The organism is Candidatus Phytoplasma zeae (assembly GCF_001712875.1).
Lineage (GTDB): Bacteria > Bacillota_I > Bacilli_A > Acholeplasmatales > Acholeplasmataceae > Phytoplasma > Phytoplasma asteris.
The window spans coordinates 24,151-41,215 of record NZ_CP015149.1 but is presented as its reverse complement, the minus strand read 5'-3'; the positions used below and the strand labels follow the sequence as shown (position 1 = coordinate 41,215).

Annotated in this window: 16 protein-coding genes; 3 read left to right on the top strand and 13 right to left on the bottom strand. The window is 26.6% G+C overall.

The annotated features are described in order from the left end of the window. Positions 1 to 175 precede the first annotated feature (175 nt). The gene (locus tag MBSPM3_RS00190) at positions 176 to 1,222 is read right to left on the bottom strand and encodes a hypothetical protein (protein WP_232308839.1); all 1,047 of its coding nucleotides are present in this window, start codon (positions 1,220 to 1,222) and stop codon (positions 176 to 178) included. Between the two features lie 1,100 nt (positions 1,223 to 2,322). Here MBSPM3_RS00190 and MBSPM3_RS00185 point away from each other — a divergent pair. Next, entirely contained in the window at positions 2,323 to 5,085 is a 2,763-nt protein-coding gene (locus MBSPM3_RS00185) for a cation-translocating P-type ATPase (RefSeq protein WP_069028018.1), read from the top strand. 212 nt (positions 5,086 to 5,297) lie between these two features. Further along, on the top strand, positions 5,298 to 5,624 hold the full coding sequence (locus tag MBSPM3_RS00180; protein WP_069028017.1) for a hypothetical protein: 327 nt from the start codon (positions 5,298 to 5,300) through the stop codon (positions 5,622 to 5,624). A 174-nt stretch (positions 5,625 to 5,798) separates the two neighbouring features. Here MBSPM3_RS00180 and MBSPM3_RS00175 read toward each other — a convergent pair whose 3' ends face one another. Then, on the bottom strand, positions 5,799 to 6,212 hold the full coding sequence (locus MBSPM3_RS00175; RefSeq protein ID WP_069028016.1) for an Hsp20/alpha crystallin family protein: 414 nt from the start codon (positions 6,210 to 6,212) through the stop codon (positions 5,799 to 5,801). 477 nt (positions 6,213 to 6,689) lie between these two features. Between MBSPM3_RS00175 and MBSPM3_RS00170 the strand changes: the two genes are divergently transcribed. After that, positions 6,690 to 9,680, top strand: coding sequence for a S1 family peptidase (locus MBSPM3_RS00170; protein WP_232308838.1), 2,991 nt, complete (start codon positions 6,690 to 6,692; stop codon positions 9,678 to 9,680). 88 nt (positions 9,681 to 9,768) lie between these two features. Here MBSPM3_RS00170 and MBSPM3_RS03250 read toward each other — a convergent pair whose 3' ends face one another. From MBSPM3_RS03250 to MBSPM3_RS00115, 11 genes are all read right to left on the bottom strand, one after another. Beyond that, positions 9,769 to 10,269 (bottom strand): ATP-binding cassette domain-containing protein, encoded by a 501-nt coding sequence (locus MBSPM3_RS03250; RefSeq protein ID WP_069028014.1) that lies wholly within the window; start codon positions 10,267 to 10,269, stop codon positions 9,769 to 9,771. Positions 10,270 to 10,280: 11 nt separating this feature from the next. Then, positions 10,281 to 10,544 (bottom strand): ATP-binding cassette domain-containing protein, encoded by a 264-nt coding sequence (locus tag MBSPM3_RS03245; protein ID WP_069028013.1) that lies wholly within the window; start codon positions 10,542 to 10,544, stop codon positions 10,281 to 10,283. Positions 10,545 to 10,560: 16 nt separating this feature from the next. Then, entirely contained in the window at positions 10,561 to 10,821 is a 261-nt protein-coding gene (locus MBSPM3_RS03075) for a hypothetical protein (protein WP_232308837.1), read from the bottom strand. A gap of 5 nt (positions 10,822 to 10,826) precedes the next feature. Next, complete coding sequence (locus tag MBSPM3_RS03070) at positions 10,827 to 11,459, bottom strand: ABC transporter ATP-binding protein (protein ID WP_069028011.1); 633 nt, start codon at positions 11,457 to 11,459, stop codon at positions 10,827 to 10,829. A gap of 99 nt (positions 11,460 to 11,558) precedes the next feature. After that, entirely contained in the window at positions 11,559 to 12,080 is a 522-nt protein-coding gene (locus MBSPM3_RS00145; protein ID WP_069028010.1) for an ABC transporter substrate-binding protein, read from the bottom strand. Further along, positions 12,067 to 12,327, bottom strand: a complete 261-nt coding sequence (locus MBSPM3_RS00140; RefSeq protein WP_069028009.1) for an ABC transporter substrate-binding protein — start codon at positions 12,325 to 12,327, stop codon at positions 12,067 to 12,069. Before MBSPM3_RS00140 ends, MBSPM3_RS00145 begins: the two co-directional genes overlap by 14 nt. A gap of 11 nt (positions 12,328 to 12,338) precedes the next feature. Further along, complete coding sequence (locus MBSPM3_RS00135; protein WP_069028008.1) at positions 12,339 to 12,719, bottom strand: hypothetical protein; 381 nt, start codon at positions 12,717 to 12,719, stop codon at positions 12,339 to 12,341. Next, positions 12,667 to 13,149, bottom strand: coding sequence for a hypothetical protein (locus MBSPM3_RS00130; RefSeq protein ID WP_069028007.1), 483 nt, complete (start codon positions 13,147 to 13,149; stop codon positions 12,667 to 12,669). The genes MBSPM3_RS00135 and MBSPM3_RS00130 overlap by 53 nt, the downstream gene beginning before the upstream one ends. Before the next feature lie 708 nt (positions 13,150 to 13,857). After that, positions 13,858 to 14,691: an energy-coupling factor transporter transmembrane component T family protein gene (locus MBSPM3_RS00125; protein WP_069028006.1), complete on the bottom strand. Its 834-nt coding sequence runs from the start codon at positions 14,689 to 14,691 to the stop codon at positions 13,858 to 13,860. Then, positions 14,681 to 16,447 carry an ABC transporter ATP-binding protein gene (locus MBSPM3_RS00120; protein ID WP_069028005.1) on the bottom strand — a complete coding sequence of 589 codons (1,767 nt, stop codon included), beginning with the start codon at positions 16,445 to 16,447 and terminating at the stop codon, positions 14,681 to 14,683. Before MBSPM3_RS00120 ends, MBSPM3_RS00125 begins: the two co-directional genes overlap by 11 nt. Before the next feature lie 58 nt (positions 16,448 to 16,505). After that, on the bottom strand, positions 16,506 to 17,063 hold the full coding sequence (locus MBSPM3_RS00115; protein WP_069028004.1) for an ECF-type riboflavin transporter substrate-binding protein: 558 nt from the start codon (positions 17,061 to 17,063) through the stop codon (positions 16,506 to 16,508). Between the last annotated feature and the right edge of the window lie 2 nt (positions 17,064 to 17,065).

Here is a 17,065-nt window from a genome sequence, read left to right as displayed (position 1 = left end):
GATAGTTTTCCTTGCAATTTTATAAATAAAAAAAGAGACTTTAAAAAAAGCCTCTTTTTGGGATTTAGATTTATTTTGGCAAAATATTTTAATTATTCAATAATTTTAATTCTAAGTTGATAAAAAAAACAAAAACAAATCGATAAAATTAACAAAAAAAATAAATTAAAATTATTTATCCAATTCTTAATTTAGCAACCAACATATGATTATCTTTAATAATTCTTTCTATATCTATTTGTTGTAAAAGTTTCTTTTGGTCTATTTCTTGGGCAATAATATCTAATAAATCTTTATTATTTGCAACAATATTATAAGCTTGTTGAAATAATTTATTCAAATCTACTTTATTTAATTGATTATTTTCCATTAAAAGTTTTTCTATAAATTGAAAATCATCATCAATTCCTGAAAATATTTTTTCTTTTGGAATTTTGCCTTGATTAGCTAAATACTGTTGCGCAGCTGCACCTCCAAAAGCTTGTAAAACTAATCTTTGCCAACCTTGATTTAATTTTGGATGCCTAACAACTGTTTGTCCAAAAAAAAACATCGAATCAGCGGTCAAATCAGTAGTTGTTTCTTGAATATAAATTTTGTCAACCGAACATAATGCAAAAGGAAATTGCAAAACTATTAAGGCATGTCCTGCTTCGTGATAAGCTGTTAGTTGGCTAGGAGTAAGGGGTATTGGTGTTTGCATCATAGAAAAATGCAAAATATGAGAAAAATCAGGTTTTAGGATTTGTCCATTAGCACACCAAATTTCTTTAATAGTTTGTATATTGTCTTGTGTTGGCATATAATATTTAAAAATAGATCCACTTGGTAAAATCACTTGTGTAAGCAAACAAGAGTCTAAAAAACCTTCAATAATTATGCCATTTGGTTGGATTTCTCTTAAAAATTTTTTTTCTTCTTGGAAAATAGAACAATTAAACTTTTTATTTTGGTGCTCTTTGGCTTGTATGGCAATTTGCATCACTTTATTATCGCGGTGTTCTTTGCCTTCTTTCATTAACTGAGTTTCCAAAAGTTCAGGCATTAAAGGAATATATTTTTCATCCGTATAAATATTATAATGAGGTTTTGCAGAAGATAAATGGTGTTTTTTTAATGACATATTGATAGAAGGTTTTGTAAAACAAGCCCCTACAGGAACAACATCACAAATAATATGGGTTGGGTTAGTATTTAAATCAATTGACAATTTTTTTGGCAAATATATAAATTCTTTTATCCCAATTATTACAAAAATAATAATAGCAATGTTTGTCCAAAATAATTTTGGGATTTTAGAAATCATATTTAGTTTTTTATCTCCTTAAAATTAAAAAAGTTAAATTAAAATTTAACATAAAAAAATAACATAATAAAGTGATTAATATTATTTGAAATAATAAATTTTTTTGGATGATATAAAATAAAATCATATAGCAAATAATAAATAATGTGCTTTATTAATGGATGATAAATTTTATACTTGATAATTAATTATCAAAATAATATACTACAAATAAACAAATATTAAAATTCTACATCATATATTATTATATTTTATAATATGGATTTAAGAATTATAAATTTGAATGCATTTGGGTGATTTATATATTTAATAAAACCACTTTCAAAAAATTTTATAACTAATTCCATCCTTAAAAATTTATTATTTTGTTTCATCCAATCCCAAATCACAACAACTGCCAAAAATTAACTAAAACGGATACAAAAAAATAACAATTTTTTTTAAAATTCACCCAATTCCACCCAAATAATTCCCAAAATAACGATTTTTGGTTCCAAATTCCCAAAATAATGCATTTTTTTTAACATTTATTATTAGCTTTTATTTTTTGTTTTGTTATAATTTAATCAGGCTTATAAAAAATAATTGATCATCAAAAGAAAGATGACTAGAATAAACGAACTAAAAAATAATTTAATTTTGCAAAATTGACCCAAGATAATACTTTATAACTTTGGTTGTGGCACTTTTCTGATTTATTTTTAGTAGTTATAAAAACAATATAACTAATTTATTAAACTTGCAAATGCAAAACAAAAAGTCAAGAGCAAGAAGACAAAAAAACATACAAATGACTTTGCACACAAACAAGACTAACAAACCACATAAGCCACATAACTCAAAACCCCAACCAAACTCCCCCAACAAAAAATTATCTTACTCAATTAGCATCCTTATTATTTTGAATTCCTTTATTCCATTTAATTTTATCCACCATTATAGCCTTGCAAATATTTTTTATATATCAGTTAACAAAATACTAAAATATAAAATTTAGTCAAAGGAAACAACTTTATATGAATAAAAAAGAAGAAATTTTGCAAATCAGTCGTCTTGATAAAGATGCTGTTGTCAAACATCTAAACACCGATGCTTGCGGACTTACTGACAAACAAGCCCAAGAAAGACAAACTCTCTACGGTAAAAATATTATCAAACAAGGAGAATCTTTTCCGTTTTGGCAACAATTCATCAAACAATTTACCTCGATAATGGCTATTTTATTATGGATAGCAGCATTAATGATTTTTGTAATTAATCCCAAAGAAGCAGCCATCGGTATTTCTATTATTTTAGTTATCATTGTAAATGGCTTATTTTCTTTTTCCCAAGAATACAAAGCTGATAAAATGTTGTCTTCCTTAGGTAAAATGATTCCTAAAAAAGTTCAAGTTTACCGCAACAAAAAAATAGAATTAATGGATGTTATTGAACTTACCATTGGAGATGTCATCTTTTTAGAAACAGGAACCCAAGTTCCAGTAGATGCACGTATTATTCAATCTAATAGCTTTTTTGTTGACAACTCAATGTTATCAGGCGAAACCATTCCTTTAAACCGTACTGAAATGCCAAACCTCGAAGATAATCATTCCATTGCTGAAATGCCTAATTTAGTTTATGCAGGTACTACAGTTACTCAAGGTAGTTGTTTTGCAGTTGTTTATGCTATTGGAAATAACACCCAAATTGGAGAAGTTTCAAGCATTGCTCAAAGCATTGAAAAAGGCAAAAGCCTTCTAGACCAAGAAATGCACCACATTGTTAAAAAAGTAAGTATTATTGCTTCTTGTGCAGCTTTATTTGTCTTTATGATTTGTTTTTTCAAAGCAGAAAAATATAATATAGATTCTTTTAGAGCAGCAATTGTTTGTGCAGTTGGTATGTTAGTTGCAAACATTCCTGAAGGCTTACTTCCTACCGTTAATCTAAGTTTAGCAGTTGGTTCTCAAAGAATGGCTAAACAAAACGCTTTAGTTAAAAAAATATCTTCCCTAGAAACCCTCAGTTCTACTACTGTTATTTGTACTGATAAAACAGGAACTCTAACTCAAAACCAACTTACAGTAAGAAAAATTGTAACTCCTGATGGCACTATCAAATTAAAAGGTTCTGGCTATAACGACGAACAAACATTTAGTGTTTGCCCAAACAATACTGCCTCCAAAAAAGGAATTGAAAAATTCTTAATTGCATCAGTTCTATGCTCTGAGGCTAAATTAGTTCCTACGCCAACTAAACCCCACCAATTTGAATTAATCGGTAATCCTACTGAAGGAGCTTTATTAATTGCTGCTAAAAAATACGGTTACAACATTGAAGAAGTAAAAAACAACTTAGAAATCATCCAATTAAACCCATTTACTTCAGAACGTAAAAAAATGAGTGTCTTAGTTAAAAACAAACAAGAACCTGCATATGACACCAATTCACAATATCTCTTTATTAAAGGAGCTCCTAATATTGTCCTTGAACAATGTCAAATGCAATACAAAGGTTCTCAAGTAAGTCCTTTTAGCCCTAATGAAAAAGAATCTTTCCTTAAACAAAACGACCAATTTGCAAGCCAAGGATACCGCGTTCTTGCTCTTGCTTACAAAAAAATTGAACAAAATCCTCCCCTAGAAGAAGATATGGTTTTCTTAGGTTTTGCAGTTAATTACGACCCACCAAGAGAAGAAGTTAAAGAAGCAGTTAAAAACTTAACTCAAGCAGGACTAAAAATTACTATTATTACAGGAGATTACAGTCTTACTGCTGCTGCCATTGGTAAACAAGTAGGAATCATCCAAGACAAGTTCGTTGGTTTAGACGGTTGTGACCTTGACAAAATGTCTTTAGAACAATTACAAGAAGTCCTCAAAAGCCCTCATCCAGTTGTCTTTTCGCGCACTACTCCCAAACATAAATTAAAAATTGTTCAAGCATACCGCAAAAATGGAGAAGTAGTAGGAGTTACTGGCGACGGAGTTAATGACATTTTAGCCCTTAAAGCAGCTCACATAGGAATTGCTATGGGAAAAGCAGGCACTGATGTTGCTCGTAATGCTGCTGATATGATTTTATTAGATGATAATTTTGCAACTATTTCCAAAGCTGTTTTAGAAGGACGTTGTATTTATGAAAACATCAAAAAATTCATGACTTATGTCTTTGCTTCTAATATCCCTCAAATCTTTCCTTTCATCGCTATTGCTTTTTTAGGAGTTACAGAACCTTACTTATATGTTTTACAAATTTTAGCAATTGATCTTTTAACTGATTTAATTCCTGCTATTGCTCTAGGAGCTGAAGAAACTGACCCAAGTTTATTAGTCCAAAAACCACGTACTAAAAACGACCATCTAATGGACGCTAAAGTATTAAAACGTAGTTATGGCTTTTTAGGAATAGTTGAAGGTTTAATGTCTTTAGCATTTTTTTGTGCAGTTTACAATTTTAATACAAAAGACAACTTCTTCCTAGCTTCTACTATGTCATTTGGAGTTGTTATCTTTGCTCAAGTAGGAAACGCATTTGCTTGTCGTTCTAACAAACTTTACTTTTGGCAAACTATAAAAAAACCTAATAAAATATTGTACTATGGTATTATAATTGAAGTATTATTCTTTGTATTAATTACTAAATTTAGTTCTTTAAGTTATATATTCCATACTAAGGATATTAATATATATCATTATTTATGTTTATTATTATGTCCTTTAGTTATGTTATTATTTGATACTATCTGGAAAAAAGTATTTGCATTTAAGAACCAAAAACAATCAAAAATAAACTAATACTTACAATTAAATAATTTATAAAAGACCTCTTTTTTAGAGGTCTTTTTTTTGTTTATTAATATAATTATTAAGTCTCCTAAACTCATAAAACTACTTTTTGAACTATTATTGAGCGTTCTTTACGCAAAAAAAAGAGTAAAATAAAAATAAGGGAAATGTTTTTTGTTCCCTATAAAACTAAAAGGAAATGATAAAGGAGACAAAAAAATATGCAACAACCACAAAAAGACAATAAAAATTTTATTGTACTTACAATATCATTTACAGTATTAATGTTAGGATTAATTTTAGGTGTTTGTTGGGTTTTAAAATCTAAACAAGAACAAACAAAAGAAGAAACATTTAAACCGCCCACACAAACTTACAAACCTGATTATAGTAATAACGAAGGAACTTATACAGGAAGTCAAGTCAATCAAAATCCTTACTTGCCTTCTCAAACATTTACAACCACATCACAACCACAAACAACAAACTCTCAACCAAATAAAACCCAAACTCCACAAGGAAAACTAATCAAAAAAACAAGAATATAAATCCAATGGAATAAAATCTGATTATTGTACCTACGAAAACAACTACCAATGATTATTTTCATAATTGAAGCATTTCATAATAACCTCTTATAAATAAGAGGTTATTTCTTTTAATAATATTAATCATATATATAATAAAAACAAGTTAAGTAATTAACTTGTTTTTATTATATCTTAATTTAATTTTATATAACGTTTTTCTTTGGGTTTAACTTCTTTTTTAGGAACACTTAATTTTAATAAACCTTGTTCCAAAGAACCTTTAATATCTTCTAAAAGAAAATCATCACCTAAATAAAAACTACGTCTCAAAAATCCTTGAAATCTTTCTTTACGTATAAAATTAGCTTCTTTAATTTCATTTTTTTTAGAATTTTTAGCCTCAACTACTAAATAACCTTCTTCCAAAGCAACTTTAACATCTTCTTTTTGAAAACCTGGTAATTCAATAGTAATAAGGTATTGATTATCTTGTTCTTGAATATCAGTTTTCATAATATTGTTGTTGTTAGTTAAAGAATTTGTTTTAAAATCTTCAAATAAATTTTCTAATAAATCTTGATTTTGATTAATTAAACTAAATAGCATTTTTATCACTCCTTTTTTCTTCTTTCTAACTTAAAAAATGAAAAAACGATTTTCTATAATTTGTTCATTTGAACTTAAAGCGATTTTAGATGAAAATATAAATCTTTACTATCTTTTTTGATAATCTCTTATATTTATTTTATTTTTTATAATATGTATAAAACATTTAATCCTTTAAGCTCAATTTTATTTTAACAAAAATTTTTGGCACTGTCAATACATTATTGCTATTTTTTTTACAAACTAATAAATAAATTTTAGGGTAAAATAATAATGAAGGGTGTTTTAAATTTGAAATAAATCCCAAAAGAAAAAAAATACTTTTATTTATATTTTATTTAACATCGCTCATAATTAGAAAAGAGTTTTATGAAAAGAATTAATTTTTATCGTAAATTTATCTTATTTTTTAACATATCTATTCTTTTTTGGCTAAGTTTTATTCAATTACAAAATTACTCTTATACTATTCAATTTATGAATAATTCCTTATATTTTGATAAACTACATGAAAATAAACAAACTAAAACTATTAAACAAACTATTAAAGCTTTGGAACAAGAAAAAGATATTTTAAAAGAAAACATTAAAAAAGATATTAAGGAAGAACAAATTAAAAATACTAATCAAATACAAACCAACAAAGACCAAATTTGGCAAATACATACAAATGATAAAACTGCTTTGGGAATTATTTTTTATAGTTTCAAAATCAAAAACAATAATGACAATGAAAATGAAAAAACACCATCAATTAACAATTCAGAAAAAAAAATATATTTTGCTCTTACTCCTAAAAATATCATACAACCAAACAACATTATAAAATTATCAAATCCCCAAGGAGAAGAATGGGGCACTATTCAAAATCAAGTATTAACTCAATATAATATTTTTACTCCCTTATTAAAAGATTTTGATATTATCACTTTTAAATCTCACAAACAATATATAATTACTCCTTTACAAAGACAAAACAAATATCACCAAGGACAACCAATTCATTCTTTTTCTACAACTATACCACAAGCAATTGCCTTTCAACAAAGTCATATAAGTGAAGATATTGAAGTTAACAATGAATTAGATGAAATATTTATTGCTATTTCTAGTCGTTGTAATTCCAACAATAAACAAACTGTGTTTTGGACTGAAAAAGGTAATTTAATTGGTTTTTTAATAACTCCTGAAATAAAAAAAGAAAAAGGAATTAAATATATTAAAGTGATTCCTTCCATAAATTTTAATAAACCTATAATAAATGACGAACCTCCAATAATAAAACTTATCAATGCAATTATCAACCCCAATAATATAAATAATATAGTAGATAAAGATACAGAAACAAAGACAAAGACAAAGGAAAAAGAACCGCCCAACAACCAAATACTAAAAGACATCAATTTAATTACTTTATTTATCAATACTGGTTATAGCCTAGGAACAGGAATAATTGTTTACAAAGAACAAATAAATAACCACACCATATATTATGCACTAACTAATCGTCATGTAATTGAAAGTTTTTATCATACATCAAATCACCAAAAACAAATAACAATCAAAAACAATCAAGGATTAAACAAGCAAGCAAAACTATATGCTTTTATTAATAACAATCGTGAATACGACGATATAGCTATCATAACTTTTACTATTCCTAACTCCGATACTACTAAAAAATTAGATGAAGTTCTTGCCAAATACATTAATTTTGATAAAGATATACAAATACCTATCCATCAAGGAGAACAAGTTTGGGTATTAGGTTGCCAAAAAGGCTTACAAACTAACCAATTCCAAAAACCAACAAAAATAAAATGGGAACAATGGTATTTTGACCTAATGCCTCACCAAAGACCTCAATTTAGACAAAATTTATTTAAAACAGGAGTTATTGCTTTTCTCAATGAAAAAGAAATTAACTCTGATATGACCCTAGATTCAGGCAATAGCGGAGGACCTCTTTTTAATGCTGAAGGAAAATTAATAGGCATAAATAGGAGTTATCATAAAATTTTGCGTATTTCTCAATCAATTAACATTAACTACATCAAACAACAATTCTATACTTTACTCAAATTCAAAAAAGAAAACATAGCAAATAACAACCCAAATAATATTGCATTCCAAACGACTAACACTAATACAAATCATATTGCAAACGAACTTAATATCTTACAAAATGAAAAACTAAACGAAAAAAAAAACCACATCCAAACCAACATCTTTTTAGAAGACCTACATACTTATATAAAAGAACAGCCCGAACAAAAAATAATTTTTCAAAATAAAGACAACCAAGAAACTCTACTTACAATAAATTGTCATGGTTTGGAAACAATACAATTAGTTAATTTTGATACTCACAAATACAAGCAATTAGAAATTAGTTTAGCAAACACTAATCAATTTAGTATCTCTTTACAAATTCAAATTTTTGATTATAACAATAAAAAAAGTTATGAAGAAATAATTCAAATACCTAAAATTGACATAGATAAAATGTTTTTATCATTTACTAAACAAACTTTTTCTTATAACAACATTTTAGAAAACCAAAAAAAGATTTTAGAAACTAATATCAAATTGGCAAAAACCACCTTCCAAAGCCCCAAAAAACCAAATACTTTTTATAATCTTTTTGATAACAAAGAACAAATAATTAAAGAAGATATGTTAAAAACTATAGTTTTATGCCAAGATTATTACAATTCCCAAAATATCAACTTAGGAGTTATCATTGACAAAAAAACTGTAAATAATTCCGATAATACTTTTATATATACTGTCATTTTAGAAAAAAATAGAACAAACCTAGACACTTCTTATCTCTTAGATGCTTTCCAAAATATTTGTAATGAAAACGTTAAAATAACTATCCAAACACCTTTTGGCTTACAAGATGAAAAAGGAAAATACAAAACCATAGCCACCCACAATAATCCTTTTAGCTACATAACTTTTGAATCTAGAACAAATTATCCTGTTTGTACCTTTGTTCCTGATAAAAAACTTTTATTAGGAGAAAAAATATATTTAATTAGTAATCATAATAACATCTCTGATAAAGCCTTAGCGCCTCATATTTTTCAAAGCCATTTAGCATTACTAGATAACCCAAACAGCCAAGAAATTACAATAGATAGTACTTTTTTAGAAAATTATTTTAACTTAGAAGAAAGCCTTTATTATAATAATTGGTTTGCCTTTGATTCTCAAGGAAATCTAATTAATATTTGCTCTCAACAAGATATTTATCATCTACACAAAAGTCAATTTCCTTTTATTACATTTCCCAAAAATAATATTTTCCCAAATAAAATACTAAACATTACTAATGCAAAAATAGCAATATTTTTAATATGGACTTTTATTTGCATTATAGTTTTTGTAATAATATATATCAAAAGTTTTAAAGATAAATACAGTATTGCATATAAATTACAATATTTTTTGTCTTTTTAGAACTAAATAAAAAAAAGAGACTTAAAAAGTCTCTTTTTATCTTAATATCTTGTTTTTAGTATATTGATTTATTTTCCCACACTTCAACTTAACTTAAATTAGCACCTTTCAATAAAGTTTTAGTATATTGATGTTGAGGAAAGACAAAAATATCTTTAACATTTGCCATTTCTACTACATTACCATGATACATTACAGCACATCTATCACAAAAATACTTAACTATGGATAAATCATGAGAAATAAAGACAATAGTAAGTTTTAATTTTTCTTTCAATTCATTTAAAAGATTAAGAATTTGTGCCTGAATGGAAACATCCAAATCAGAAACAGGTCCATCACCAATAATTAAAGTAGGTTTTACAATTAAGACTCTAGCAATTACAATTCTTTGTTTTTGTCCTCCTGAAAATTCATGAGGATAACGCGCCAAATCACTTTCTTGCAATCCTACTAATTTAATCATTTCCAAAACTTGTACTTTTCTTTGATTTTTATCTTTAATTCCTTGACAAATCAAACCTTCTTCTACTAAATCTCTTACAATCATTCTTGGATTAAGAGCTTGATCAGGATCTTGAAATATCATTTGAATCTCTTTTAATTTTTGTTTATCTTTAAGATTTTGGGGATTTTTTTAAAACCTTGTTGAACTAAATATGTTTTTTTATCCACGCTACCACTAAATAAAACTGTTCCTGCAGTAGCATGAATAATACCTGCCATAATGCGTCCTAAAGTAGTTTTGCCTGAACCTGATTGTCCTACTAATCCAAAACATTCACCTTTATAAATAGTTAGAGAAACATCTTTTAATCCTTGAAATTTATTAGGAAAAATTTTAGAAACATTACTAACGTCCAAAATAACTTTATTGTTTTTAATTACAATATCCTCCTTTCTTTTGCAAATCCAAAATTAAATCAGGGACTTCAATTCGGGGAGCAAACTTGTGTAATAACCAACTAATTGCATAATGAGTAGCAGAGATTTTAAACATGGGAGGTTCTTTTTCAAAATCAATTTTTAAAGCATAAGGATTACGAGGAGCAAAAGCATCCCCCAAAATAGGAGCAGTAAGCAGATGAGGATTTCTTTGAATACTTTTTAACTTGTTGCCTTTCTTGGCAAAAACAGGCATAGATTTCAAAAAAGCCCAAGTATAGGGATGTTTACTATTATAAAAACTTCATGAGTAGTTCCATATTCAAAAATCCTACCAGCATAAATAACAGCTATTCTATCAGCTACATATTTAACTACTTCTAAATCATGAGTAATAAAAATAATGGAAAACTTTTTTTCTTGTTGTAATTTTTTAATCAAATACAAAATCTTTTTTTGCACACTTACATCCAAAGCTGTAGTAGGTTCATCACAAATTAAAATTTTGGCTTCATTAGCTAGAGCAATAGCAATGGTTAAAAAATTATTCCATTCAGCAACCACATTAACTTTTATTTCTACTTTTTTTCCTTCTTGATTAAAACAATTTTTTAATTGGTTTTTTACAAAACGAGCTAAGTTAACTCTTTCTTCTTGTGTTTTAGCAAATAAAAATTCTATTTCAACTGTTTTTTGTTTATCTGCATCAAATAAATGATTATAAACTTTTTTAAATAATTCATAAGCTTTAGTTGGATTATAACCTTTATTTTCAGGTTCAAAATCTTGAATATTTGCTTTGTGTTCTTCGCTTTCATTATACATTAAAGGTTCTTCTAAAAAAGAAGTTATTTTAGGAACAACAGCCAAATCTCCATCACTAAATACATACACAGTTTCTCCTACATCACTTCTATTAAGAGCAAATAAAACTGCTTTTTTAAAATCTAGATCTTCTAATAATTTAGGAGTTGCTTTTTTATCTCCTCTTTTTCAATTATTAAAACATAATGTTTGTCTTTTATCAACAGGACTCATTTTTAATAAAGGATGTTGTTTATATTTGTGATACATCGGATCATTCATTAAAGGTAATGCGTTAATTTTTTTCTCTTCAAACATAAATTCAAATACATTATTTTCCATAACAACTCTTTTAACAATTGATTTATAAGCAACTTTATTTTTATCAAAATAATTATAATTTTTATTAAAAAAAAAATTTTGATTATTACTCCATTCTTTCACTACATAAGGTCCGTAAGATTGGAAAGGGAAGTTAACAGTTCCATAAGAACTTTGGGTTTGAGCATCATTTTGAAAAGCAGCATCATAACTTTTGGGAGGAACTAAAATAACCATATTTAAACTATTTACTACTTTGAATAAACTTTTGGGTTGATCGAAATGCAATTCAAATGTTAAAGGATCCCCTTGAACTGCTTTAACACCTACTTCTTCAAAATCAACTTTAGTTTCTGATTTTTGTTCATAATACTTTTTAGCATTTTTCAATTCTAAATATTTTCATCATATATATATATTCTGCTTGTTTATTTTTACAATTTGGATCTATTCTTCTTTTAAGAGTATATTTTAGAGTTTCTGCATTAATAGGTTCTCCATTTTCAAATTTTAAATCTTCTTTAAACTTAAATGTAAACTTAGTAGCAGTTACTTCTTTTGATTTTTCATAATACTCATTACCTGAAAGATCTTTTAATTCTTCATGAAATGGTAAATCTTGTAATAAACCAGGCATAAATTTCTTTTTTAAACCTTTGTTGATAAAGTCCCAGTTATGCCTTCTTGAATTTTTCCTGGACCATTAGGTTCTTGTGAAAATTTAGAAAAATCATGTGCATAAGAAGTGTGTCCATCTCGAACAGCTTTGTCCCAATCTATTTCTTCTGTATCTACAAAAGAAGAAGATAAAAGTTTTAAAAAATCAATTTGCGTACCTTTTTCCCAAGTAAAAGGATTGATGTGTTCTACATTTGTTTTCATATTACTTTTAAAAGTTTCATAATCACTATAAGTTAAATCTTTAGAATCTTTAGGTTCTAAATAAGCATGTAAAACTAAATCATCATTTACTTGATTAGAGGCTTTTTGATCTTTTGTTCTTTGTTCTTTGTTCTTTTTTTGTTCCAAATTGATACGGTTCTAAAAAGGATTCACCACCATATCCAAAACGAAACCAAACACAAAAATTAAAGTTATCATTTGCAGGTTTTTCTAATTGATCTACTTTGGTCTTTACATCAGCACTATCAGCACCTTTATCAACTACCAAAGCATTAACTTTATTAACTTTTTTAAAATTAAAAGTAACTAGTTTTTTATCATCTGGTAAAACTAACGGATATAAATTTAAACTTTGAGTTACTTTTTCATATAAAGGTTGAAAATCTTTAACTCGGTTTGAATCTACTTGTTTATTTTTATCAGATTCCAAACACCATCTAAATTTATTACCAAGTGATTCAAAATCTTGTTTATTAGTATCTTTATCTAAAAGTTTAGTATTTTTATCAACTTTAAACTCTTTGACAACTTTTCCTTCTTGATTATAAAATTTCACTTTTAAAACTTGTGATTTAGGCCATAAAAGATAACCAAGTACACCACCTACTACTAATAATGCAAGTACTGTCCATGTAACAACCTTTTTTTGGTAAAATCTGTAAAAAAATATTTTTTTAACGCACTAAAAAAATTCTTTACTTTTGATTTCCGATTTGCTTGATTGGCTTTTGAAACTCCTTTATTTTTCTTTGACATTTATTTTCCCTTTATTTCATTTTCTTTTTAGTTAAGTTTTTTTAAAATTAAAAATAAATATTTAGTATTATTTTGATATAAACTGAGATTTATAACAAAAATATTTAACAATTAAAAAATAAAACTACAAAATAAAAATATATTTTAAAAACAAAAAAACTCAATATTTAAAAAATTAAAAATACACTAAAAATACAAAAATACAATTTTTTGCTAAATTACATCAAAAATACTTTAAAAGTATATTGACATTTTTTTATTAAAAACCTAACACTTTTTCACCCCTTTATCTTTTTTTACAACAGCAATTTAAAAATAAAAAATATTGCTATTAACATCATTTTATCACAAAAAAAAGGAATTTTTTGCTCACTCATCTTTATATAATAAGTTTTTTTTTGCAATTTTATATAAAAAAAAACCAACTTTTTAGAGTTGATCTTATAATTTTTCAAAATATTTAATTGTTTGATGTTAATAATTTGGCAATATTTTATCAAAAAGGGTTTTAGGCAAAAGGATAATAAAACCTATCATAAAGGCACAAAAGCCACACACCAAGCAAAAGAAGTGCCAATCCCAATAAAAAAGTAAACAAATCAAGAATACTAAAAGATTTTTCATAATACCAAGTTCTTGTTTTGTATTTACCAAAACGCCTCAATTGCATAGCATTAGTAATTACATCAATTTTATCTAAATTAAAGAAAATCAAAGGAGGAATAATAAGGGCAATTCTTTTAATATCTGCAATAATACGATCCAAAAAATGAGTTTTTTTAACAACTTTAATACCTCGTACTTGTTGATTGAGAGAAATATTTTTAAAATCTTTTTGAATTTCAGGAATATAACGAATAGTAAGGGCAAAAGCATAACTAATTTTATAACTAACCCCTAATTTATTTAAACTAGCAGCTAATTGACTGGGATTAGTAGTTATAATAAAGATTAAAAATAAAGGAATAATACAACAATATTTTAACAACACATTAAATTGATAAAATAATTGTTCTTGGGTTAAAAGATTAAAAAATAAAGGAATGGGGGTTTTGGAGTTATATATTTGAGTACCATAATTTCTAAAACAAAAAAAAATAATAATATTGTTTACAAACAAAAAAAAGAAAGTTCCTTTAACTACAAACGCTACTTGCTGCCATTTAATTTGAGCACACCAAAACAAAAACAAAGAAAAAAAGACAAGTCCTAACAAAAACCATACATGATAGACCATCATACAAGAAACTGAAACTAAAATTAAAAACAATAACTTAGTTGCTCCTTGGATTTTATAAATGAAAGTATTACCTGGTAAATATTGTAACATACTATTTGCCATAACAACAATCCTCCTTTAAAAAAGCCAACATTTGAGTTAACAAAACATTTTTTTGTTCTGATGTAAATGGCAATTTATTGATAAGAACAATCAAGCTGATAGGATTGAGAGAAGTTTTTTGCATTAAAGACATATCTGTAAAAATTTTTAAAGGAGTAGTATTTGCAATAATTTTTCCTTGTTCCAAAACCAAAGTTCTTTGAGTATAATTAAGCATTAAAGACATATCATGAGTAATAATTATAATGGTAATTCCTTTATTATTTAACTTTTGTAAAAAAGTCATAATTTGTGTGTGATGTTTTAAATCTTGTCCTATGGTAGGTTCATCCAAAATAAGAATTTGGGGTTGCATCACTAAAATAGAAGCAATGGTAAGTCTTTTTTTTTGTCCAAAACTAAGAGCAGAAATAGGACAGTTAACAAAACAATCCAAATTACAAGTTTTCAAAATGGCATGCACTTTGGTTTTTATTTCAGTTAATGAAAGTTGTTTGCCTAAAAGCCCCAATGATACTTCTTCAAAAACAGTTTTTTGAGAAATCATATGGTGGGGATTTTGCATGACAAAACCAATTTTTTCTGATCTTTGTTGTAAAGACAAATGTGTTAAATCTTGATTATTTAATAAAATAGTTCCTGTTTGAGGATTACAAAAACCACAAATAACTTTGGCTAAAGTAGATTTACCACTACCATTTTTACCAACAATACTAATCATTTTTCCTGGAAATAAATCCAAAGAAATGTCATTTAAAATATTGGGTTGTTTGGATTCATAGTGATAAGAAATATTTTGTAATTGCAAAATGGGGCAAAATGGGTCAAAATGTTTGGGGAAAAAAGGCAATAATTGAGTTGGGTCGTTTTGAGAAATAGCACATTTTTTTAAATTTGTTAATTGATTGGAAAAATATTGAACAAAATCTAAGGATTGTAAGGCAGGCAAATTTAATAAATAAGGAAGGCTTCCCAAATTGATACCAACCTTTTTCAAAGCACTAATATAAGTTGGTTCTTGGATACCTTGTTTAGTTAAAATATTTTCTAAAATTAATTTTTGGGGAGAATTGTCATAAATAATTTTTTCATCTTCAAATACTATTACCCTATCAAAAGAATCATCTAAAATATCTTCTAAATAATGTTCAATAACTAAAATAGTCGAATGGTATTTTTGATGAATAGTTTTTATTAAAGCAGTCATTTTGGATCTTGAAACAGGATCAAGATTGGATAGAGATTCATCAAATAACAAAATAGAAGGATTATAAATTAAAACTCCTGCCATCAATGCTAATTGCTTGTGACCTTCAGAAAGTTCTTGTGGTTTGTAATCTAAAAAGGATTGCAATCCTAAATCTTGTGCCCACATATTTACTTTTTGATATATTTCACTTTGAGGCAAATCATCATTTTCCAAGGCAAAAGCTATATCTTCTGCTACTGTTAAACCTACAAATTGATTATCTGTATCTTGCATAATGGTACCCACATCCAAAGATAGATCAAAGATATTGGTTTGTGTCAAGACTTTATCCTTAATAATAGCAGTACCTGTAATTTTTCCTTGATAACTATGAGGAATCAAACCATTAATACATTTTAAAAAAGTAGATTTACCGCTACCATTTTTGCCCACAATCAAAACTTTTTGTCCTTCATAAATAGTTAAATTAATTTGATTTAGAGTTGGCGTTTGTTGGCTATAATATTGAAAACTAAAATCTTTAAAAATGATTAATGGTTTTGGCATAAAGTTCCTCTTTGAAGTTATAAAATAAAAAAATTGATTAAGGATGTTTAAAAAATATTTAAGAATTATTAATTTTAATTAAAGTAGCTTGTTTAGTGTAATGACAAGAATACATAGACATTAATTTAATTCCTACTACACTATAAGCTAAAATATTAGAAATTACTATTAAAAAACTTTGTAAATAAACTAGTTTAGGTGGTTGTCCGTAAATCAATAAATCACTTTGAGGAGCAAAAAAACCCCAAATTATAAAATTACAAGCAACCTGATAAAGCCAAAAGTAAACAATTTTTTTCTTGGTAAACACTTGATATTTAAGATCAATTATTTTATGCGGCAATCCGTAAATAAATCCAATAAGAGCAGAGCATAAAACCCAATTCCAAGAAACATTTCCAAACAAAATAAAATCTTTAATGGTGTGTCCTATAAGTCCTAAATAAAAACCAACCGCAGGACCAAAAGCAACAGCAATGAAAGCTAAAAAAGCGACTGAAGTTTCAATACTTACATTAAATCCCACAGGAATAGAGGCAAAACAACTTAAAACAAAAAATATCGCAGCACTCAGTCCTATAGTAACAGTTTTTTTAATAGAATCATCTTTTGACATTG